General features: G+C 61.5%; 18 protein-coding genes and 1 tRNA gene. 5 read left to right on the forward strand and 14 right to left on the reverse strand.

Features of this window, described 5'->3' with window-relative positions:
* Positions 1 to 116: 116 nt before the first annotated feature.
* From NKI85_RS22775 to NKI85_RS22795, 5 genes are all read right to left on the reverse strand, one after another.
* Positions 117 to 1,172 (reverse strand): DNA polymerase III subunit delta', encoded by a 1,056-nt coding sequence (locus NKI85_RS22775; protein WP_352523766.1) that lies wholly within the window; start codon positions 1,170 to 1,172, stop codon positions 117 to 119.
* Positions 1,169 to 1,843, reverse strand: coding sequence for a dTMP kinase (gene tmk / locus NKI85_RS22780; protein WP_352523865.1), 675 nt, complete (start codon positions 1,841 to 1,843; stop codon positions 1,169 to 1,171). Before tmk ends, NKI85_RS22775 begins: the two co-directional genes overlap by 4 nt.
* Positions 1,844 to 1,907: 64 nt before the next feature.
* Complete coding sequence (locus NKI85_RS22785) at positions 1,908 to 3,038, reverse strand: D-alanyl-D-alanine carboxypeptidase family protein (RefSeq protein ID WP_352523863.1); 1,131 nt, start codon at positions 3,036 to 3,038, stop codon at positions 1,908 to 1,910.
* A 130-nt stretch (positions 3,039 to 3,168) separates the two neighbouring features.
* Positions 3,169 to 4,386 (reverse strand): septal ring lytic transglycosylase RlpA family protein, encoded by a 1,218-nt coding sequence (locus tag NKI85_RS22790; RefSeq protein WP_352778016.1) that lies wholly within the window; start codon positions 4,384 to 4,386, stop codon positions 3,169 to 3,171.
* A 279-nt stretch (positions 4,387 to 4,665) separates the two neighbouring features.
* Complete coding sequence (locus NKI85_RS22795; RefSeq protein ID WP_352778018.1) at positions 4,666 to 5,550, reverse strand: GNAT family N-acetyltransferase; 885 nt, start codon at positions 5,548 to 5,550, stop codon at positions 4,666 to 4,668.
* A 323-nt stretch (positions 5,551 to 5,873) separates the two neighbouring features.
* On the opposite strand from NKI85_RS22795, the gene NKI85_RS22800 reads away from it, so the two are divergent.
* The 4 genes from NKI85_RS22800 (at position 5,874) to rimO (ending at position 8,751) form a co-directional block, all read left to right on the forward strand.
* Positions 5,874 to 5,963, forward strand: a tRNA-Ser gene (locus tag NKI85_RS22800).
* A 66-nt stretch (positions 5,964 to 6,029) separates the two neighbouring features.
* Positions 6,030 to 6,437 (forward strand): DUF930 domain-containing protein, encoded by a 408-nt coding sequence (locus tag NKI85_RS22805; protein WP_352523762.1) that lies wholly within the window; start codon positions 6,030 to 6,032, stop codon positions 6,435 to 6,437.
* Between the two features lie 182 nt (positions 6,438 to 6,619).
* Positions 6,620 to 7,279 carry a TerC family protein gene (locus NKI85_RS22810; protein ID WP_352523761.1) on the forward strand — a complete coding sequence of 220 codons (660 nt, stop codon included), beginning with the start codon at positions 6,620 to 6,622 and terminating at the stop codon, positions 7,277 to 7,279.
* 158 nt (positions 7,280 to 7,437) lie between these two features.
* Positions 7,438 to 8,751 carry a 30S ribosomal protein S12 methylthiotransferase RimO gene (rimO, locus tag NKI85_RS22815; protein ID WP_352778019.1) on the forward strand — a complete coding sequence of 438 codons (1,314 nt, stop codon included), beginning with the start codon at positions 7,438 to 7,440 and terminating at the stop codon, positions 8,749 to 8,751.
* 27 nt (positions 8,752 to 8,778) lie between these two features.
* On the opposite strand, the gene NKI85_RS22820 is transcribed toward rimO, so the two are convergent.
* A complete protein-coding gene (locus NKI85_RS22820; RefSeq protein ID WP_352778021.1) occupies positions 8,779 to 9,687 on the reverse strand; it encodes a LysR family transcriptional regulator in 909 nt (302 codons plus the stop codon).
* 202 nt (positions 9,688 to 9,889) lie between these two features.
* Between NKI85_RS22820 and NKI85_RS22825 the strand changes: the two genes are divergently transcribed.
* Positions 9,890 to 11,107, forward strand: coding sequence for a beta-propeller fold lactonase family protein (locus tag NKI85_RS22825; protein WP_352778023.1), 1,218 nt, complete (start codon positions 9,890 to 9,892; stop codon positions 11,105 to 11,107).
* A gap of 111 nt (positions 11,108 to 11,218) precedes the next feature.
* Here NKI85_RS22825 and NKI85_RS22830 read toward each other — a convergent pair whose 3' ends face one another.
* The 8 genes from NKI85_RS22830 to NKI85_RS22865 all read right to left on the reverse strand — a co-directional run bounded on the left by NKI85_RS22830 (position 11,219) and on the right by NKI85_RS22865 (position 19,490).
* Complete coding sequence (locus NKI85_RS22830; protein ID WP_352778025.1) at positions 11,219 to 12,286, reverse strand: BMP family ABC transporter substrate-binding protein; 1,068 nt, start codon at positions 12,284 to 12,286, stop codon at positions 11,219 to 11,221.
* A gap of 48 nt (positions 12,287 to 12,334) precedes the next feature.
* Entirely contained in the window at positions 12,335 to 13,255 is a 921-nt protein-coding gene (locus NKI85_RS22835; protein ID WP_352778027.1) for an ABC transporter permease, read from the reverse strand.
* A complete protein-coding gene (locus tag NKI85_RS22840) occupies positions 13,255 to 14,367 on the reverse strand; it encodes an ABC transporter permease (RefSeq protein ID WP_352778104.1) in 1,113 nt (370 codons plus the stop codon). Before NKI85_RS22840 ends, NKI85_RS22835 begins: the two co-directional genes overlap by 1 nt.
* Complete coding sequence (locus NKI85_RS22845; RefSeq protein ID WP_352778029.1) at positions 14,364 to 15,956, reverse strand: ABC transporter ATP-binding protein; 1,593 nt, start codon at positions 15,954 to 15,956, stop codon at positions 14,364 to 14,366. The genes NKI85_RS22840 and NKI85_RS22845 overlap by 4 nt, the downstream gene beginning before the upstream one ends.
* Positions 15,957 to 16,110: 154 nt before the next feature.
* Positions 16,111 to 17,088, reverse strand: coding sequence for a quinone oxidoreductase family protein (locus NKI85_RS22850; protein WP_352778031.1), 978 nt, complete (start codon positions 17,086 to 17,088; stop codon positions 16,111 to 16,113).
* Positions 17,089 to 17,106: 18 nt separating this feature from the next.
* Positions 17,107 to 17,925 (reverse strand): phosphatidylcholine synthase, encoded by an 819-nt coding sequence (pcsA, locus tag NKI85_RS22855; protein ID WP_352523748.1) that lies wholly within the window; start codon positions 17,923 to 17,925, stop codon positions 17,107 to 17,109.
* Positions 17,922 to 18,536: a DUF1326 domain-containing protein gene (locus tag NKI85_RS22860; protein WP_352778033.1), complete on the reverse strand. Its 615-nt coding sequence runs from the start codon at positions 18,534 to 18,536 to the stop codon at positions 17,922 to 17,924. Before NKI85_RS22860 ends, pcsA begins: the two co-directional genes overlap by 4 nt.
* A 15-nt stretch (positions 18,537 to 18,551) precedes the next feature.
* Positions 18,552 to 19,490 carry a DUF2182 domain-containing protein gene (locus NKI85_RS22865; protein WP_352778035.1) on the reverse strand — a complete coding sequence of 313 codons (939 nt, stop codon included), beginning with the start codon at positions 19,488 to 19,490 and terminating at the stop codon, positions 18,552 to 18,554.
* Positions 19,491 to 19,512 lie beyond the last annotated feature (22 nt).

The raw sequence follows: 19,512 nt of genomic DNA on the forward strand, positions 1-19,512 counted from the left end.
CGGTGAGATATCGCATCGAAACGGCAATTGCCATCCGACGCCAATGTGGTGGATTCGAAGTTCCTGCCATTGGTTGGGATCAACGCTCAGGGACATCAAAGCCACGCCAGCGGCCGTCACATTCGCATTGCAGAATTCAGGCGGTCGATCATGGTCAGGGCGTGCTGCTTCTTGTCGAGATTGTAGGTCTCGGTTTCAGATATAGCGTTCAAAGCCTCGTGCCAAGTATCCGACAGCGTTTTGGCCCGCGCGAGATCGCCGGCCAGCGCGGCCTGGCTGGCGCCGGCCGACAGCAGATCAAGCGCTCGGCGATTGAAGATGTCGAATGGGATCGCCTGGTCACGGGCGGCGACCGCCTCGGCAAGACGGTAGGCGCCGGCGACATCTATTTTTTGGACCATCACCAGGGCGTCGAGGGTGGAGGCGATTTCCAGCCCGCCATATTGCGTCAACAAAATCGCGTTGCGGGCGCTGCCCCCTGCCCGTTCCGCCAGCGCCGCGCGCGCTGCGGGATCCTCCGGCGGCGGCGGCTCGATGCCCTCCAGAACCGTCATCAGGCTATCGGCGTCGAGCGGCGTCAGCCGCACCATCTGGCAGCGTGACCGTATCGTCGGCAGCAGGCTGCCCGGCGCATGGACGATGAGGATGAACAATGTCCGCGCGGGCGGCTCTTCAAGATTCTTAAGCAAGGCATTGGCGGCATTGGTGTTCATGTCGTCGGCGGGATCGACGATGACCACCCGGTAGCTGCCGTCATGCGAGGTCAGCGACAGAAAGCGGCTGACTCTGCGGATCTCGTCGACGGTGACCACGGTCTTGAAGCTCTTGGTCTTGTCGTTCGCGGGGCGCGTCAGATGCAGCACCGAAGGATGCGCCCCGGTGGCGATCTGGCGAAACAGCGACGAAGCCGGATCGGGAACGGCAAGGCTTTCCGGTGCCTGCTCGAAGACCGGGTGCTTCAACAGGTGATGCGCCAGGTGAAAGGCCAGCGTCGCCTTGCCGATGCCGACCGGCCCGGCAAAGATCAGCGCGTGCGGCAGCTTTCCCGAGCGATAGGCGGCGGCAAGCATGTTGGCCGCCGGGAGATGTCCGACGAGGCGCGGCGTTTCGGATGGCTCCGGCACCCCGTCCAGCGTGTCGTGCTGTTCAGGAGCGATCCGTTCGAAAATCATGCCGGCGCCGCCTGTCTGTTTTGCGCCGGCATCATCCTCTCGAGGGCCGCGAAGACGGTGGCGGTAACGACATTCTCCACCATGTCTGGGTCGGCGGATGCATCGATGACGGTGCAGCGTTCGGGTTCAGCCGCGGCGATCGCCAGAAAAGCCTCGCGGCGGCGCTGGTGGATCGCCAATGTTTCCTTCTCGAAGCGGTCCGGGCCGTCACTGCTGCCTCGCCGGGCGGTAGCGCGCCTCAGGCCTTCGGCGGGATCGATGTCCAAGATCAGCGTCATGTCCGGCACCATGCCGTTGATGGCAACCTTCTCCAGGGCGTCCATGAATGCCAGGTCGAGGCCACCGGTGACGCCCTGGTAGACGCGCGAGGAATCCATGAAGCGGTCGCAAAGTACGATCGAGCCGCGCTCGACTGCCGGCCGGATGACCTGTTCGACGTGGTCCGAACGCGCGGCGGCGAAAAGCAGCGCTTCCATCTTGGGGCCGAACGGCTCGGCCGCGCCTGAAAGCAGGACATGTCTGACCGCCTCCGCACCCGGCGAGCCACCTGGTTCACGCGTCACCAGCACATCGTATTTCTTGGCGCGCATCTTCTTTGCCAGCCGCTCGATCTGCGTCGACTTGCCTGCTCCTTCGCCGCCTTCAAAAGTGATGAAAAATCCGCGCGCCAAAGCCTCTGTCCATGCTTCGGGGACCGTATAGTCCCAGCGGGAAAAAAGGTCCACCGCGACCGCACTAACGCAGCCAGCCGACGGCCAGTTCCTTGGCGGCATCGAGAGCGCGTTGCGGCAGCGAGCCGACACCGATCGACTCGGCGGCAAAAAGCGGCGTCTCCTGGCTCAGCGTGTCGCCGATCCACACGCGCAGCGCACCCACCGGCTGCCCCTCCTCCACGGGCGCTGCAATCGGTCCGTCATAGACGATCCTGGCCGTGAGCTTGTCGCGGTTGGTGATCGGCAGGAAGATCTCCACCGGTCCTTTTGCCTTTAACGCGACGCCGGATTTGGCGCCGCCAAAGACCTGGGCTTCGCCAACCACTTCGTCGTTGGCGAATACCTCAGTCTTCTCGAACGAGCGAACGCCCCAGTCGAGCAGCTTTCGCGCTTCCTCGGCGCGCTCGCGGTCGTTTGCCAGCCCGCTCATCGCCGCCATCACCCTTGTCCCATTGTGGCTGACCGAGCCGACGATGCCGAATCCGGATTGCTCGCTGGCGCCGACTGCAAGGCCGTCGGCGCCTATATCCATGGCCAGCAACGGGTTGCGGTTCCTCTGGGAGATCTTGTTCCAGGTAAAATCCTTCTGGCCATAATAGCGGTAGAGATCCGGGTAGTTCCGCCAGAGATGCAAGGCCAGAAGCGCAAGCTCGCGAACGCTAGTTTGCTGCCCATCGGCCGGCAGACCGGTCGAATTGACGAATGTCGATTTCTGCAAGCCGATCTGGCGGGCGCGCTCGGTCATCTGCGCCGCGAAATTCGCCTCGGACCCGGCCATTCCTTCAGCGATGACTATACAGCCGTCATTGGCCGCCTGCACGGTCACGCCCTGGATCAGGTCTTCGAGCCGGATCGTCGACTTGAGTTTCGCGAACATGGTCGATGTCCCCGAAGGAGCGCCGCCCTTGCGCCAGGCGTTCTCGCTCACCACGAAGGTGTCGTCGAGCGTCATGCGCCCCGACTTGATAGCGTCGAAGACCACTTCCATCGTCATCAGCTTGGCCAGCGAGGCCGGCGGGATCAACCTGTCGGCATCCTTGGAAAACAGCACGGTGCCGGTTTCGGCATCGATCATGAAGGCCTGCGCGGCCTTGGTCTCGAAAAGCTGTGCTGAGGCCGGCATAAGCGAGAGCAGCAGCAGGCCGAGCGCCATGAGCCCGGTGAAAGGGTGGAAAAATTTCATCAGTTCGACCAATCAGCCGGCGCTTTTGCAAGTTGGGCCGAAGCTATCAGGCTTTTGCCTGGCGGATCAATCGTGCACGGAAAAACCAGGCAGCCCGAGGTCAGTTGCGTACAACAAGCGCATCCGGCGCACCATGCGACCACGCGGCTTTCAGCATCTCGTCCAGGCTGCCACGGCCGTCGGCATAGAGGTTGACCGAGTACCAGTCCTTGCCGTCGAGATCGGAGCGCTGGATCTCGGTCTTGCCGAAGCTGGAAAGCTGCGCCGCCACCCGCTCGGCCTCGGCGGCGTTCTCGAACGAACCCGCCGCAACATAGTCCATAGGCGACCCGGCTGGAGGAGCTTGCTGTCTCCACGATTGAAGAATCTCGGCGGGCGACATGCCGGCGCCATCCAGTGCGACAAAGGCGTTGGAGGCGCGCTGCACACGCTCATCGGCATAAGACAGCGACGCCACGGTGAATGGCGATTGCGCCGGCAGGTTGATCTCCGGACGCTCCGGCACGATCGGCCCGTAATCAGGTAGCGTCACATCGCCGGAGGCTGGTGCCTGCGTCGCAATGACTGCTTCCGACGCCTGCACGGAATTCGTCAGCTGACCGGGGAACGGCACCGCCGCGGCGCTCACCGGCAGGCTCGGCGACGGCCCATTCATGGCGACCATGACACCGCTCGGCAGACCGTCCGACGCATCCGGTGCCCTGTTGCCGGGATGGTACGAAGCCATCAGATATTGGCCGTCATTGCCTTCGAGCGGCGCACGGCCGACATATTCGACCTTCACCTCGGCCGTACCGACATTGGCGTAATCGAGCATTTCAGCAGCGCGCTTCGACACATCGATGATGCGCCCATCATGATAGGGTCCGCGATCGTTGACGCGCACGATCACCGAGCTGCCCGTCTTGAGATTGGTTACCCGCGCATAGCTCGGCAGCGGCATGGTCGGATGCGCCGCCGTCAGATCGGCCATGTCGTAGACTTCGCCGTTGGCGGTCAACCGGCCGTGGAAGGCCTCACCATACCAGGATGCGAGGCCAACCTTGGCGTAACGCTTGTCTTCCTTCGGATAGTACCACTTGCCGCGTACCTGATAGGGTTTGCCGAGTTGGTCGCGTCCGCGAGACGTCTTGAACAGCACGCGCGGGCTGGCTTTCACACCGTATTCGGCTTCGGAAAAATATTCCTTGGAGCGAGGTTTCTTGTTGACCATCGCCTTTTGCTGCGGCCCGGCACATGCCGCAAGAAAGGCTGCCGACAAGGCAAACAGCGCGAAAGCGGAAGCGCGACGAAGACGCGGGCGCGCCGTGGTCTGCATTTTTCGATTGTCCCCTACAGTCTCGACAAAGGCACCGCAACGTGAACGTCAGCGGTGCCAAAGCACCCACTCCAGAAACGCCGGCGACGCCCTACCCCAATCCTTTTGTGCGCAGGAATTGTTTATCACCGTATTAACCGATTGTGGTCGGAACCGGGCGAGATTGTGGCACGGGACCGTCTCGCCGATCGGCATGAAAATCATCGCCTATCGATCAGCAGCGCCATTCGTGCCGCACGCGCCTTGCGGCTAAGCGTTGGCGTGTCTGCGAGCGCAAATTCAGGGACCGAATATCACAAGTTCGGTGAACGTTAGATCTCCAAGTGCGGGTGGTCTGGGACCCTTGAAGTATTTCAGCCCCTTGTTGGGGCGGTACCACCCCGACAAACCTGGAATCGGCTCCTTGGCGTCGACAAAGCAAACCAGGATTCCGCTTCGCAAGAGAAAGCGCCCCATGGCACCGGCGCACCGGCTCAAATCCGTGAGCGAGCGGCAATAGATGATCTGATGGCATCGGATAAGACCGTGCAACATTCGGCGCGGCATCAACACCAAGGGGAACGCTGCTCCGTCGCAAATGCAGATCAACGACAGGCAGCCCAGCGCCGAGTGTTCCGAGAGTATGTATCTCTCACTCTCGGACAACATCGCCAATTCCGGAAGATCAGGACGGAATTCGAGCACGCGACATGATCGCTGCGCCGAATTCAAAGCCGGCAGGAAGGTAAATTGTCCCTTGGAAAAGAGGCGAAAGCCGAGCGCCCGGTTGGCTTTTGATGTCGCTTGTGCCGGCGAAATGTTCGTGTAGGTCACATCCCTCCGCTTGAGAACCGCCGCGACCAACATGGCGCCATAGGGACGGAATTCTGCGTCGACTGACCAGCTTGAAAGGTTGCAGCGGATTTCGTCGCCCTCCGGCCCCTGGTAACGGGCATAAAGGGTGAGCACAACGCCGACGATCCGACCGGCGTGCTCCAAAGCAAAGCCATATTGTGGGAGCTCGGCAACCGCAGGCCGCTGCGACAAACGGGTCAGAGCCTGTATCCAGTAACTCCGGTTACGCTGCGGAAAGCCCCTGCACAGGCAGTCGACCACTCCCTCCCAGTCGGTTTCGCGAATTGGTCTACAGCGAAGACCGGGCGGGAGAGCGCCAAGTACGGCCAAAATCAACTCCAGAATACGATTTTACTTAGACGTGCTTAACGCTCCAACATATCGGCGCACAACGATTAATAGTCTGTGCGGCTTTTAAAAACGATTTTCCACACTCGGCATAAAACACAAGTCGGATTGGCCATGACGCATCGATGACCGCCCCCCGTTCTGGCCCGCACCGAAACTTGCCGCCGGCGTGGTTGACTTGGCATTGAATGCGGCTTTACAGGAATGAAGCGCGAACCGGTCGGGGAACGTCCTGGTGCCAATCCGGTACCGACTGCTCGAACCCGCCCCTCTCGCGATATCCTAAGTGGTTGAAAAATCACCTTGGAGGGATGGCCGAGCGGTTTAAGGCACCGGTCTTGAAAACCGGCGTGGGTGCAAGCCCACCGTGGGTTCGAATCCCACTCCCTCCGCCATTGTAGCACTTGCGTCGAGATGACCAGGAAGTGAGCCCACGATCGGGTTGATTTCTTCGCCCAAATATGGTGCTTCTCCCGCCCATGAATAAACTATTTTTTGCGGTCCTTGCATGGATGGCGCTGGCTTGGCCGGCCAGCGCGATGGACAGCGCATTGCGCACCGGCCTGCTCAAACTCGACCCGCAAACCCGGCTGGAGCAGCGATGCGACGCCGAAATTCTCGACCGGATTACCCGTGACGACCACAAATACAAAGCCGATCGCGTCGTCGCCTACGCCTTTGCGACGCCCGAAATGGGCGCCGATGCGATCAGGAGCCCGGGCGCTGCCTTTCGCAGCAAGGGACAATGGTACCGGCTGAAATTCAAATGCGAGACAGCGCCGGACCATATGCAAGTCCTGCAACTCCGCTACCGGATCGGCGAGGAAATTCCGGAAAGCGACTGGCCCAAATACAACCTCTACAACTAGACATCCGCGACCTCTGGCCCCATGTTTCGGGTCGATCGTCGCAAACTCCGTATGTTGCGGCCGCGACCGGCGGTTTACCGACCTTGTCTCAACCAGTCCCTTGACGCGCGGGAACCATACACGTTAGGGCGTCGAGGCACTCGACGCGAACGGTCGGCCAATCAGCAAGGGACTTCCAGTCGATGGAAATTTTCACCGCCGCAGGCCTCACGGCCCTGCTCCAGGTCATCGCCATCGACCTCGTGCTTGCGGGCGACAACGCCATAGTCATAGGCCTTGCCGCGGCCGGCCTGCCGATCGAGCAGCGCAAGAGAGCGATCCTTATCGGCGTGGTGGCGGCGACGGTGTTGCGCATCGGTTTTGCCGCGATCACTGTCACCCTGCTCCAGATTGTCGGCCTACTGCTGGCCGGCGGCATCCTGTTGCTGTGGGTGTGCTGGAAGATGTATCGCGAACTGCGCACCTCCCATGCCGACGAAGTGGAGGCGACGGAGGCGTTGTCCAATTCCGATATCAACAGCGATAATATGGTGGCCGGCAAGGCGCGTAAGAAGACCCTGGGCCAGGCGGCATTGCAGATCGTCATCGCCGACGTTTCGATGTCGCTCGACAACGTACTGGCGGTCGCCGGCGCGGCACGCGATCACTTCCAGGTGCTGGTGATCGGCCTCGTGCTGTCGATCGCGTTGATGGGCCTTGCCGCGACCTTCATCGCCAAGCTGCTGCACCGCCATCGCTGGATCGCCTATATCGGCCTTTTGATCATCTTCTATGTTGCACTCGACATGATCTATCGAGGCGCGGTCGAAGTGTTGCCGCATGTCAGCAATGCGGTGAGCTGACGCTTCGACAGGATTTTCGCATCGACGCCGGCCTTTGAATTCGAATCGACCAGCCTTTGGCGACGTCGGCGGTTGCGTTTCGCCGCAGCCGCTGCCCATACCAATGCCGCGACAAGTGTGGTAGTGCGCCGCCAATCCTGAAATCTGGAAAAGCTTTGATGTCCGCCCCTCGCGTCAGTTTCGTCAGTCTTGGATGCCCGAAGGCCCTCGTGGATTCCGAGCGCATCATCACGCGCCTGCGCGCCGAAGGCTACGAGATCGCGCGCAAGCATGACGGCGCCGACCTGGTCGTCGTCAACACCTGTGGCTTCCTCGATTCGGCCCGCGACGAATCGCTCAATGCCATCGGTTCCGCACTTTCGGAGAATGGCAAGGTCATCGTCACCGGCTGCCTCGGCGCCGAGCCGGACGTCATCCGCGAAAGACATCCCAACGTCCTCGCCATCACCGGCCCGCAAGCTTATGAAAGCGTGATGGCGGCAGTGCATGAGGCTGCTCCCCCGAGCCACGATCCCTACATCGACCTCTTGCCGCCGCAAGGCGTCAAGCTCACGCCGCGCCACTACGCCTACCTCAAGATTTCGGAAGGCTGCAACAACCGCTGTACCTTCTGCATCATCCCGGCGCTGCGCGGCGATCTCGTCTCGCGGCCGGTCGCCGACGTCCTGCGCGAAGCCGAGAAGCTGGCCAATGCCGGCGTCAAGGAGATCCTCGTCATCTCGCAGGATACCAGCGCCTACGGCATCGACATCAAATACCAGACCAGCATGTTCGGCGATCGCGAAGTGCGGGCGAAATTCCTCGATCTGTCGCAAGAGCTGGGCAAGCTCGGCGTCTGGGTGCGCATGCATTACGTCTATCCCTACCCGCATGTCGCGGACGTCATCCCGCTGATGGCCGAAGGAAAGATCCTTCCCTATCTCGACATTCCGTTCCAGCACGCCTCGCCGCAGGTGCTGAAGAACATGCGCCGGCCCGCCCATGGCGAAAAGACGCTCGAGCGCATTCGTGGCTGGCGCGAAGTTTGTCCGGACCTTGCCATCCGCTCCACCTTCATCGTCGGCTTCCCCGGCGAGACGGACGATGATTTCGAGATGCTGCTCGATTGGCTGGACGAGGCCAAGATCGACCGCGCCGGCTGTTTCAAATACGAGCCGGTCAGAGGTGCCCGCTCCAACGACCTCGGCCTCGAGCAGGTTTCGCAGGAGATCAAGGAGGCCCGCTGGCACCGCTTCATGCAGCGCCAGCAGAAGATTTCGGCAACGCAGCTCACCAAGAAAATCGGCAAGCGCCTGCCGGTCCTGATCGATGAGGCGCATGGCAATTCGGCCAAGGGTCGGACCAAATACGACGCGCCCGAAATCGACGGTTCGGTCCACATCCAGTCACGGCGGCCGCTGCGCGCCGGCGACATCGTCACGGTCAAGATCGATCGCGCCGACGCTTATGACCTCTACGGCTCGGCGGTCTGACGATCGACAGGTGCGAGGGCCTTTCTGCTAGGACGTGACTGTTTCGCTTACGCGGATAAGCATCCGCCGGAGCCAGGCGTGACCGGGATCGCTGTCGTTCTTCCGGTGCCAGAGCAGGGTTTCCTGATAGCCGGGGTAATCGAAGGGTAGCGGAAAAGAGCGCACACGCGGCCAATCCGCAAGGCGAATCACGTTTGCCGACAACGTGCAGATCATGTCCGTATCGGCGATGATGGCCGGCACGGCGAGCGCATAAGGCAGGCTCATTGCAACGGTCCGCTTTAGGCCGCGGTCGTCCAGCAGGCGATCGATGTAGCCCTTCAGGTCGCCGACGTGAGTGACCAGCAAATGCGGATATTTCAGGAAGAGTTCGAGCGTCAGTCCGTCGCGGATTTCAGGATGTTCGGTCGAGACGATCGATATCCATTTCACGTGGAAGAGCGATGCACGTTTGATCGTCGTCGGCGCGTCTGGCAGGATAGTGATCGCAAGGTCGATCGAGCCCTTCTCGAGGCAATCGACGATCTCCTGGCGGTGCAAGCTGCGCAAGACAATCGAAATTGTCGGCGCCGCTGAACGGAGCATTGGAATCAGCCTAGGCATCAAGGTCGCCGCGATATGGTCAGTGGTCGCGATCCTGAAGACGCGCTCCGACCGCTCCGGCGAGAAATGGCCGAAACCTCCCAACGCATCCTGGATCTGACGCAGCGCGGCCCGGATCGGATCGGCGAGGTCGAGCGCCTTTTCGGTTGGCCGCACGCCCTCCGCGTGACGGATGAAGAGATCGTCGGCGAAAAACCGGCGTAGATTGGCGAGGCGCTTGCTCATCGCCGGCTGGCTGAGCCCGATGCGAGCCGCCGCGCCGCTCACGCTCCGTTCACTGAGCAGCGCGTCGAAGGCAACAAGCAGGTTCAGATCGACTGCAGCCAGATTCACACCGACCTCCGGTCGAAGCGTCATTACCAGCAGGAATATGGGGATACCAAATATCGATTGGACGACTGAAAGCAAACTTGGAAATTGGCGTATGACACAAATGGAGACAGTTCCGATGCGACGCCGGTTTCTCATAGCAATTGCTTTTTTTCTAATGCCGAGCTTTCCCGGCGCACAGCCGTCCGAAGATCGGGGCGGAACCGTGTTTGTACTCTCCGACATCGATATGGTGCCGACCGTGTACGAGACGGGGGAGCTCGGGCCTCCCGACCTGGACCATCGCGATACGCTCTCAGTCGTCACCTCGCCGGCGGAGAAATCCCGCTCTATCGCGATGATCGAAGTTTCGAATTCGACCTACGGGCCGCCGGGAGCACTCGACATCTCCTTGGGCGGCCAGTTCGCTTTCGTCGCCGAGACTTTCCGCCAACGGCCCGAAGGGGCCACCCGCCTCGATGAGCTGCAGCAAGGCGACACGATCCGATCGTTGCGGCTGGATGGCGGCCGCTCGGCGGTGGTCGACAGCGTTCGGATCGGAATACAACCGCAGGCGATACATCTCAATCCAGCAGGTGATCTCATCGTTGCAATCACCAGTGATGCCGACCGCGAACTCTCTTTTGTTCCGGTCAGGGAGGGCCGGTTCGGTCCTGTCTCCAGTTTCGGTCTGGACCTTGAGCCGTCAACGGGTTTCATTCCGTTGAAGGCGACCTGGGTGCAGTGGCATCCAAGCGGCCGGTATATTGCGGTCAATCTCGTCGACCGTGGCCAGGTTGCCTTCTACGAGGTCCTGCGCGCGCAGAACGGAGCGATTTCGGGCATTCGTCCCTGGGGCAATCGCGTCCAGACGAATAAGTTCCCCTTTGTTGGCCGCTTCTCGCCGGACGGCCGCCATTATATCACCTCCGATGTCCAATGGGGAATCGATACGGTCGGTTTCTATGGAGTTCAGGAGGGCGTTCTCACCACGGTCCGGCTCGCCGATGTCGGGGCGACGGGCGACGCTGCACGGCATACCGTGCCTCACATCGCACTTGGCGGCTGGGGCGCTGAGACGATCGCCTTCAGCCCTGATGGCCGCTTTCTCGTCACGTCCAATCTTCGCGGCACCGGCAAGCCGGACGGCTCGCGCGACCGGACCGAGCACGCGTCGCTCAGCCTCTATCAGCTGGACGCTGAAACAGGGCGGCTGATACCACACGGCGAATGGCCGCTCGCAGGCGTTCTGCCGCAAGGATTGGCTTTTGATCGGATGGGACAGAAGCTCTTCGTTGGCGTCAATCGTTACCGCAATGACGAAACGCCGTTGGGCGGTGCCGTCGAGATATGGGGGATCACTACGGAAGGGCGCCCTGCGCTCGCTCCCACGTCAGATCGCATCAGGCTGCCCGCGGGCGTCCACACCATAGTCGCCCGCTGATACCAGCAGGTAGTCCGCTTCCAGCTGACGCGTACGAAAAAAGGGCGCACAAAGGCGCCCTCTTGGTTCCGACGAAGCGGACCGGAACCAGGGTCGGCATAGCGCGGCTGCTTACTGCGGCAGCTTGTCGTCGACGCCCTTCACGTAGAAATTCATCCCGAGCAGCGTGCCGTCGTCGGCGACCTCGCCGTCCTTCAGCCACGGTGTGCCATCCTGCTTGGCGATCGGCCCGGTGAAGGGGTTCCAGCCGTCGGCGATCTTCTTAGTGGTGGCTTCGGCCATCGCCTTCACGTCGTCGGGCATGTTGGTGAACGGCGCCAGCTTGACGGCGCCGTCCTTGATGCCCAGCCAGACATTGTCGGGCTTCCAGGTGCCGTCGAGCGCCGCCTGGACCCGGCTGATATAGTACGGACCCCATTCGTCGGTGAGCGAGGTCAGTTGCGCGTGCGGTGCGAACTTGATCATGTCGGAGGACTGGCCGAAGCCGTGCAGCTTGCGCTCCTCCGCCACCTGCAAGGCAGCGGTCGAGTCGGTGTGCTGGACGATGATGTCGGCGCCCTGGTCGAACAATGCCTTGGCGGCGTCGGCTTCCTTGCCCGGATCGAACCAGGAGTTCACCCAGACGATCTTCGCCTTGAAGTTCGGGTTGATCGACTGCGCGCCGAGCATGAAGGAATTGATGCCCATCACCACTTCCGGGATCGGGAAGGAAACGATGTAGCCGGCGACGCCCGACTTCGATTGCTTGGCGGCGATCTGGCCAAGTACGTAGCGGCCTTCATAGAAACGCGCATTGTAGATGCCGAGATTTTCGGCCGTCTTGTAGCCGGTGGCGTGCTCGAACATCACCTTGGGGAATTTCTTGGCGATCTTCACTTCCGGGTCCATGAAGCCGAAGGACGTGCCGAAAATGATCTTGCATCCCTCGCGTGCCAGGCGTTCGAAGGCGCGGTCGGCATCGGGGCCTTCGGAGACATTCTCGAGATAGGCGGTCTCGACCTTGTCGCCGAGTGCCTTTTCCACCTCGAGCCGGCCCTGGTCGTGCTGGTAGGAGTAGCCGAAATCGCCGATCGGGCCGGTATAGACCCAGCAGGCCTTCAGCTTGTCCGCCGCCTCGGCTGAGGCCGCCAGCGACAATGCGGCCGTCGTCGCCATCAGGGCAATAAGTAGTCTTTTCATTGTGTTACCTCTCTGAGTTAAGCCTTGGAGCTTCCGTCTTTTTGTTTGTCAACGATCCGGAACGAATGGCTGCCCCAGGCAAGCCGGCGTGTTCATCATCGTCAAACGCTTGTTGCGCGAGATTAGAACGAGAACCACGATGGTTGCCAGATAGGGCAACGAAGAAAGCAGTTGCGAGGGGACCGGAATGCCAAAAGCCTGTGCATGAAGCTGGCCGATCCACACTGCACCGAAGATATAGGCGCCGGCCAGCACCCGCCATGGCCGCCAGGAGGCGAAGACGACCAGAGCCAGCGCGATCCAGCCACGACCGGCGGTCATATTCTCCACCCATTGCGGCGTGTACACCAGCGACAGGTGGCCGCCGGCAAGCCCTGCACAAGCGCCGCCAAAGATCACCGAAAGATAGCGGTAGCGGATGACGTGGATGCCGAGCGCATGGGCGGATGTGTGGCTGTCGCCGATCGAGCGCAGAGTGAGCCCGGTGCGGGTCTTGAACAGGAACCACATGACAACGGCAGTCAGCGCGATCGAGATGTAGAAGATCGGATCCTGGCCGAACAGCAGCCTGCCGACGATCGGGATTGCGGTGAGGCCGGGAATATCGAGGTTTGGCAGCCTCTGGCCGGGCTGGCCGACAAAATTCGTCCCCATCATGCCGGAGAGGCCGAGACCGAGCAGCGTCAGCGACAGGCCCGTCGCCACCTGGTTGGTGGCCAGCGACAGCGTCATGACGGCAAACAGCAGCGAGAACAGCGCGCCCATTGCGATCGCCGCCAACAGCCCGATCCACGGCGAGCCGGTGAGATAGCCGGCGCCGAAGCCGCCGACCGCGCCCATGATCATCATGCCTTCGACGCCGAGATTGAGCACGCCGGAGCGCTCGACCACCAGCTCGCCGATCGCCGCGATCAGCAGCGGCGTCGCCGCCGTCGCGATGGTCAAGAGGATGTTGACGGTAATGTCCATCAGCGGGCTTCCTCCATCTTCGGCGCTGCCTCGAGCTTCGGCGCGGAAAAGCCGGTCAGGCGAATGCGATAATGAATGAGCGTGTCGCAGCCGAGCACGAAGAACAAAAGCATGCCCTGGAACACCCGCGCCACCTTGTCGGAGATGCCGAGCGCGCTTTGCACCGCCTCGCCGCCGAGATAGGTCAGCGCCAGCACAAGGCCTGCGGCGACGATGCCGAGCGGATTGAGCCGGCCGAGGAATGCCACGATGATGGCGGTAAAGCCGTAGCCCGGCGAGATCACCGGCTGCAGCTGGCCGATGGCACCAGAGACCTCCGAAATGCCGGCAAGCCCAGCCAATGCCCCGGACAGCAGGAAGGCAAAGAAAACCATGCGTCTGAGGCCGAAACCGGCAAAGCGCCCTGCCCTTGGGCTCGAGCCGAGCACGCGGACCTCGAAGCCCTTCAGCATACGGCTCATCAGGATCCAGATCAGCACCGCCGCGACCAGCGCGAAGACAAATCCCCAGTTTGCCCTGCCGGAATCCGGGAGGATCTCCGGCAGTATGGCCGAGTCGTTGAACTGGATGGTCTGCGGGAAACCATGGCCCTGCGGATCGCGCCACGGCCCGCGCACCAGCCAGTCTAGGAAGAGCTGGGCGACATAGACCAGCATCAGGCTGGTCAGGATCTCGTTGGTATTGAAGCGCGTCTTGAGCAGTGCGGGGATTGCGGCATAGGCCGCCCCGCCGACCATGCCGAGCAGAAGCATCAGCGGCAACACCAATGGACCTTCGAACTGCGGAAACAGCACGGGGATGATCGAGCCGACAATACCGCCCAGTATGAACTGGCCTTCGGCGCCGATGTTCCAGATGTTGGCCTTGTAGCAGACCGACAGCCCGACCGCGATCAGGATCAGGGGGGCGGCCTTGATCGCCAGCTCATGCAGCTGCCAGACCTGGCTGATCGGTTCGATGAAGTAGATATGGAAGGCGGTCAACGGGTTGACGCCGAGCAGCGCGAACATGATGGCGCCGGCAATGATCGTCAAAACGAAAGCGATGAAAGGCGACAGTGCTGAAAACAGCATCGAGCGCTGCGGGCGTTTGACGAGTTCGAGGCGCATCAGGCCGTCTCCAGCGTGTGTTCGGCGTGGCCGGGCTCGGCGCCGCCCATCAGCAGCCCGATCTTCTCGAATGTCGCTTCGGCTATCGGCAGCGGCTTCGATAATTCGCCATTATGCATGACCGCGATTGCATCGGATATCTCGAACAGCTCGTCGAGATCCTGGCTGATCACCAGCACCGCCGAACCGCTGCGCGCCAGCTCGATCAGCGCCTGGCGGATGTGGGCCGCCGCACCCGCGTCGACCCCCCAGGTCGGCTGGTTGACGACCATGACGCTTGGTCGGCGGTCGAGTTCTCGGCCGACGATGAATTTCTGCAGATTGCCGCCCGAAAGAGCAGCAGCCTCCGGATCCGGCGCGCTCTTGCGCACGTCCATCGCCTTGATGATGCGCTGGGCAGCGGCATAGATCGCATCGCTCTTGACCATTCCACCGGCGCTGACAAACATTTTGCCGTCGGTGGCATGGCGCGACAGAAGCAGGTTTTCCGAAAGCTTCATGCGCGGCGCTGCGCCATGGCCGAGCCGCTCTTCCGGGACGAAGGCAGCGCCCATAAGGCGCCTACCGGTGATGGTGAGGCCGCCGGCATCCTTGCCGCGGATGCGGACCGAGCCGGCATCCTGCTGCAGCACCTCGCCGGAGACGGCTTCGAAGAATTCGCCCTGGCCGTTGCCGGCGACGCCGGCAATGCCGATCACCTCGCCGGCGCGGACCTTAAGGTTGATGTTCCTGAGCGGGATCGAGAACGGTGTCGCCGGCTTGCGGGTGAGTGCGCGGATTTCAAGCAAGGTCGAGGCGGTCTCGATATCTTCTGCCGGCGCGCGCACCACGGCCTGCACCTCGTTGCCGACCATCATCCGTGCCAACGAAGACGCGGTTTCCTGGCGCGGATTGCAATGGCCGACCACCTTGCCGTGACGCAGCACGGTGGCGCGGTCGCAAATGCGTTTGACCTCTTCCAGCCGGTGCGAAATGTAGAGAATGGATTTTCCTTCCGAGCGCAGCCGTTCGAGCGTCTCGAACAGCTTATCGGCTTCCTGCGGCGTCAGCACCGAAGTCGGCTCGTCGAGGATGATGAGCTGCGGCGTCTGCAACAGGCAGCGGATGATCTCGATACGCTGACGCTCGCCAACCGACAGATCGCCGACCAGCGATAGCGGGTCGAGCGGCAGTCCGTAACTGTAAGAGAGCGCCCTCGCCTTGGCCGCGATCGTGCTTATCGGCGAGCCGTCATCCAACGACAGCGCGATGTTCTCCGCCGCCGTCAGCGCCTCGAATAGTGAAAAATGCTGGAAAACCATGCCGATGCCGAGCTTTTTTGCGGCGCCGGGGCTGGTGATCCTGACCGCCTGGCCATTCCAGAAAATCTCGCCGGAATTCGGTTCCAGCGATCCAAACAGCATTTTCACCAGTGTCGACTTGCCAGCACCGTTCTCACCAAGCAACGCGTGGATCTCGCCCCTGGCGATGTTGAGGTCGACATGGTCGCACGCCGTCAGCGTGCCGAATATCTTGGTAAGGCCACGAACCTCCAGCAGGTTTGCGCCGTCCTGATCTGCACTCACAGTGCCTCCATCTGGTTTGCCAGACATGTTCTGTGTTCCCGCTAACATGGTATGCGCGGCCCGCTGTCGCCGGTAAGCGCCTCGCGACTTGAAAGAGCTTCAAGAATTTCAGCGGAAACTCAAGCGGTAAAGAGCAGTTCGCAAGAACCGCGGCGTCGGCGGGCCGAAAAACTGCGGGCGTTCAAGGGATAAGTATCGTTGTCCCGGTCGTCCTGCGTCCTTCGAGATCGGAATGCGCCTTGCCGGCATCACTGAGCGCGTAACGCTGATTGATCCTGATCTTGACGGCACCGCTGAGCACCACATCGAATAATGCGGCGGCGGAAGCCTCGAGGTCTTCGCGCTTGGCATTATAGACGAACAGCGTCGGCCGCGTTGCGAACAACGAGCCCTTCTGCGCCAGCAATGAGATGCTGAAGGGCGGGATCGGCCCAGACGATTGACCGAAGCTGACGAACGTGCCGAGCGGCCGCAGGCAATCGAGCGAGGCTGGAAATGTGTCGTTGCCGACCGAATCATAGACGACGTCGCATTTCTTGCCACCGGTGATGGCGGCAACGCCGGCGACGAAATCCTGCTCGCGATAGTTGATGACGTGGTCGAAGCCATGCGCCTTGGCGAGCTCGATCTTGTCGGTCGAACTTGCGGTGCCGATCACCGTCGCACCGAGATGCTTGGCCCATTGGCCGAGGATCAGCCCAACACCGCCGGCCGCCGCATGAAACAGGATCGTGTCGCCGGCTTTCACTTTGAAGGTACGGCGCAACAGATACTCGGCGGTCATGCCCTTCAGCATCATCGCCGCGGCCTGATCGTCGCCGATGCCGTCAGGCACTTTCACCACGCGATCGGCGGCGATCACGCGCCGCTCCGCATAGGCGCCGGTGGTCACGGCATAGGCGACGCGATCTCCGGGCTTCAGCCAGTCGATTTCTGCGCCGACCTCCAAAACCACGCCGGCCGCCTCGCCGCCGGGAATCAGCGGGAACCCACTGGGTAGCGGATAAAGGCCCGAGCGATAATAGACGTCGATGAAATTGAGACCGATGGCGGTGTGCTTGACCAGGATCTGTCCCGAGGCCGGCTGCCCGGGATCGGCATCCTCATAGGTCAGGACCTCCGGACCGCCATGGGCATGGATGCGGATCGCTTTGGACATTTTTTGGCTCTCTTGGGATCAGGCTTTTTTGTCATCCGGCTTGGCGCCGAGATTTGGAAAGAACTGCATGATAGCGCCGATGCAAGCGAGGTAAAGCCCGGTGACCGTAATCCCAATTTTGATGAAAACGCTCACCTGCTCGCCCAGCACGCCGATCTGGTCGTAGAAGGAGGCAAGGGCGGCCTGCGCCAGCGCCAGCGCGCCAAAAGCGCACCAAAGCAGTGTCATGCCGAGATTGATGCGCCGCAGCCGCTTTACCCGCACCGGATGGATGAAATGGATCGGCACGAAGGTGAGGATGCCCGCCACCACGACCACGGCGAAGGAAACCCATTGTCCCGGTTCGATGACGAACAGCGTGAACACCACCATGTTCCAGACGACAGGAAAGCCCTTGAAGAAATTCTCCTTCGTTTTCATGCCGGTATCGGCATAGTAGATGGCGCTGGACACCACGATGATCGCCGCCGACAGGAAAGAGAGGCGCTCGCCCATGAAGCCGCGCTGATAGAGCGCGAAGGCCGGGATCAGCACGTAGGTCACGTAGTCGATGATGTTGTCGAGGAGTTCGCCCGACCATGTCGGCAGGATTTCCTTGACATCGAGCTTCCTGGCGATCGGCCCGTCGATGCCGTCGACGAACAGCGCCAGGCCCAGCCACCAGAACATCGCCGTCCAGCGCTGCTCGCTCGCTGCCACCAGCGACAGGAACGCCAGGAACGAGCCCGACGCGGTCAAAAGATGGACCGAGAACGCCCGCGCCTGCGGCCATGTGACTTTCTTCTTCGGCCGCGGAATCCGGTCGGCGATTTTCCTGGCCGTCGTCTTCTTGCTCACGGGCCCCGCCAGTCCAGCTTGCAGATTTCGGCCGAACGGCCGGCAAAGTTCCAGTTGCGGCCAAAGGCCCGCATTTTGCTCTTTTCGGATTTGGCGACGATGATTTCCGGTGCGATCCAGTATTCCGAATTGCTGACGACCGTATCCTTGTCACGGTCCTTGCCGACGATCGGCGTCACCGCACCATCGATGATCCTCGGTATCTGGAAGATGCGCGTTTTCTCACGCATCTCGTAGGTGATCGGCACCTGCTCGACGCCGAGGAACTTTCCGACCAGGATGGAGAGCAGCGATGTGGTTCCGCTGGCCTTGCCGGTGAAGATCTTCGTCAGTGCCTTCACAGCGTAAACCGAAGCGCGCTTGTCGATGAACAAGCCGGCAGTCCAGTTGCCACGGCTCATATAGCCGGGGATTTCCATGACCAGCCCAAGATTGAGACCGGACAGGTCGACCTCGCCGAAATGGCCGGCATCGATGCGGAATCCGGCCCAGGTCTGGCAATAGCCTTCTGTTGGCGGATGACTGCCGAGCGACAGCACGCACGGGCAAAAAACCGTGCAATTGCAGGAGAGGACGAGCTCTCCCTTCATTGCCCAGCCTTCATCTGTCATCGAATTATCTCCCCCTCATGTCGAGACTACTAGCAGCGCGGCTGCCCAGACAAGCAGTATTGCACCGGCCAGCCGCGTGAGCAGATTGCCTGCCGTCTGTTTTTCGACCAGGGTGAACAGGCCGATCAGCGCCATCCAGAACACGTTCATCACACCGACTGCAAACATCACCAGCATCAGTGCCCAGCAGCATCCAAGGCACCATAGGCCCTGCTCCATGCCGAGCCGGAAAATGCGAATGGGCTTGGCGCTCCAGTTGGCGAACAGGACCGAGAACGGATTTCTGCACTTCTCCAGACAGGCTTCCTTCAACCAGCTGAACTGATAGAGACCGGCGATCGACAGCGCGGCTGCTCCGGCAATTCCAACCGCCGGATCGAGCATCTGCCCGGATGACGCGAATGCATGGACTGCCAGCGTCAGGGCTGCGAACGTTGCCGAGGCGGCAAGCCAGACGCTCAAATATCCAGCGACCAGGACCAGCGGATGGACGATCGGTTCCCTCTTGATCCGGGCGGTATCTGCGATCTCGCAATAGGTGCGGATCATCGGCGCCGCGGAGGGCAGCATGGTCGCGATGGCCATCAACAACCACATCGCGGTGAGTGCCCCGCCTTGCGCACCTATGCTTGCGCGAAGCGGCGCAGGCGCAAGGCAGAGGGCGGAGAAACGCGCAAGGAAATCCGGCAGCGGCAGTTGCGGCAGGTATTCCAGCATGGTGTCGCCGGGTGCATCGGCGCCCGGGAGCCGGCTTACGGCACCACGAATCGCCATCGCGCCGAGAAGGAGCCAGGCAAGGGCGACGCCCATGCCAGCAACAACGCTCACCGTCAGTCGAGGGCTGCGCGCAACGCTCGCCATCGCGCGGCCGGTACGGTCGAGGTGGCTGAAATCGTCTTGTTGGCCGGTCATGGCAACCGAATGGGCCGAATCGCCGCGTTGATCAAGACGCATCACCTGACCTATATGGACCAAC

The sequence above is a fragment of the Mesorhizobium sp. M0571 genome, assembly GCF_040320985.1.
Classification (GTDB): domain Bacteria; phylum Pseudomonadota; class Alphaproteobacteria; order Rhizobiales; family Rhizobiaceae; genus Mesorhizobium.

Coding starts and splice junctions, on each gene's coding strand:
- NKI85_RS22850 (WP_352778031.1), bottom strand. CDS start 17,088: ATGTCCAAAGCGATCCGCATCCATGCCCATGGCGGTCCGGAGGTCCTG.
- NKI85_RS22785 (WP_352523863.1), bottom strand. CDS start 3,038: ATGGCGCTCGGCCTGCTGCTGCTCTCGCTTATGCCGGCCTCAGCACAG.
- NKI85_RS22810 (WP_352523761.1), top strand. CDS start 6,620: ATGGAAATTTTCACCGCCGCAGGCCTCACGGCCCTGCTCCAGGTCATC.
- NKI85_RS22830 (WP_352778025.1), bottom strand. CDS start 12,286: ATGAAAAGACTACTTATTGCCCTGATGGCGACGACGGCCGCATTGTCG.
- NKI85_RS22845 (WP_352778029.1), bottom strand. CDS start 15,956: ATGTCTGGCAAACCAGATGGAGGCACTGTGAGTGCAGATCAGGACGGC.
- NKI85_RS22835 (WP_352778027.1), bottom strand. CDS start 13,255: ATGGACATTACCGTCAACATCCTCTTGACCATCGCGACGGCGGCGACG.
- NKI85_RS22775 (WP_352523766.1), bottom strand. CDS start 1,172: ATGATTTTCGAACGGATCGCTCCTGAACAGCACGACACGCTGGACGGG.
- NKI85_RS22790 (WP_352778016.1), bottom strand. CDS start 4,386: ATGCAGACCACGGCGCGCCCGCGTCTTCGTCGCGCTTCCGCTTTCGCG.
- NKI85_RS22865 (WP_352778035.1), bottom strand. CDS start 19,490: ATGCGTCTTGATCAACGCGGCGATTCGGCCCATTCGGTTGCCATGACC.
- NKI85_RS22860 (WP_352778033.1), bottom strand. CDS start 18,536: ATGACAGATGAAGGCTGGGCAATGAAGGGAGAGCTCGTCCTCTCCTGC.
- NKI85_RS22805 (WP_352523762.1), top strand. CDS start 6,030: ATGGTGCTTCTCCCGCCCATGAATAAACTATTTTTTGCGGTCCTTGCA.
- rimO (WP_352778019.1), top strand. CDS start 7,438: ATGTCCGCCCCTCGCGTCAGTTTCGTCAGTCTTGGATGCCCGAAGGCC.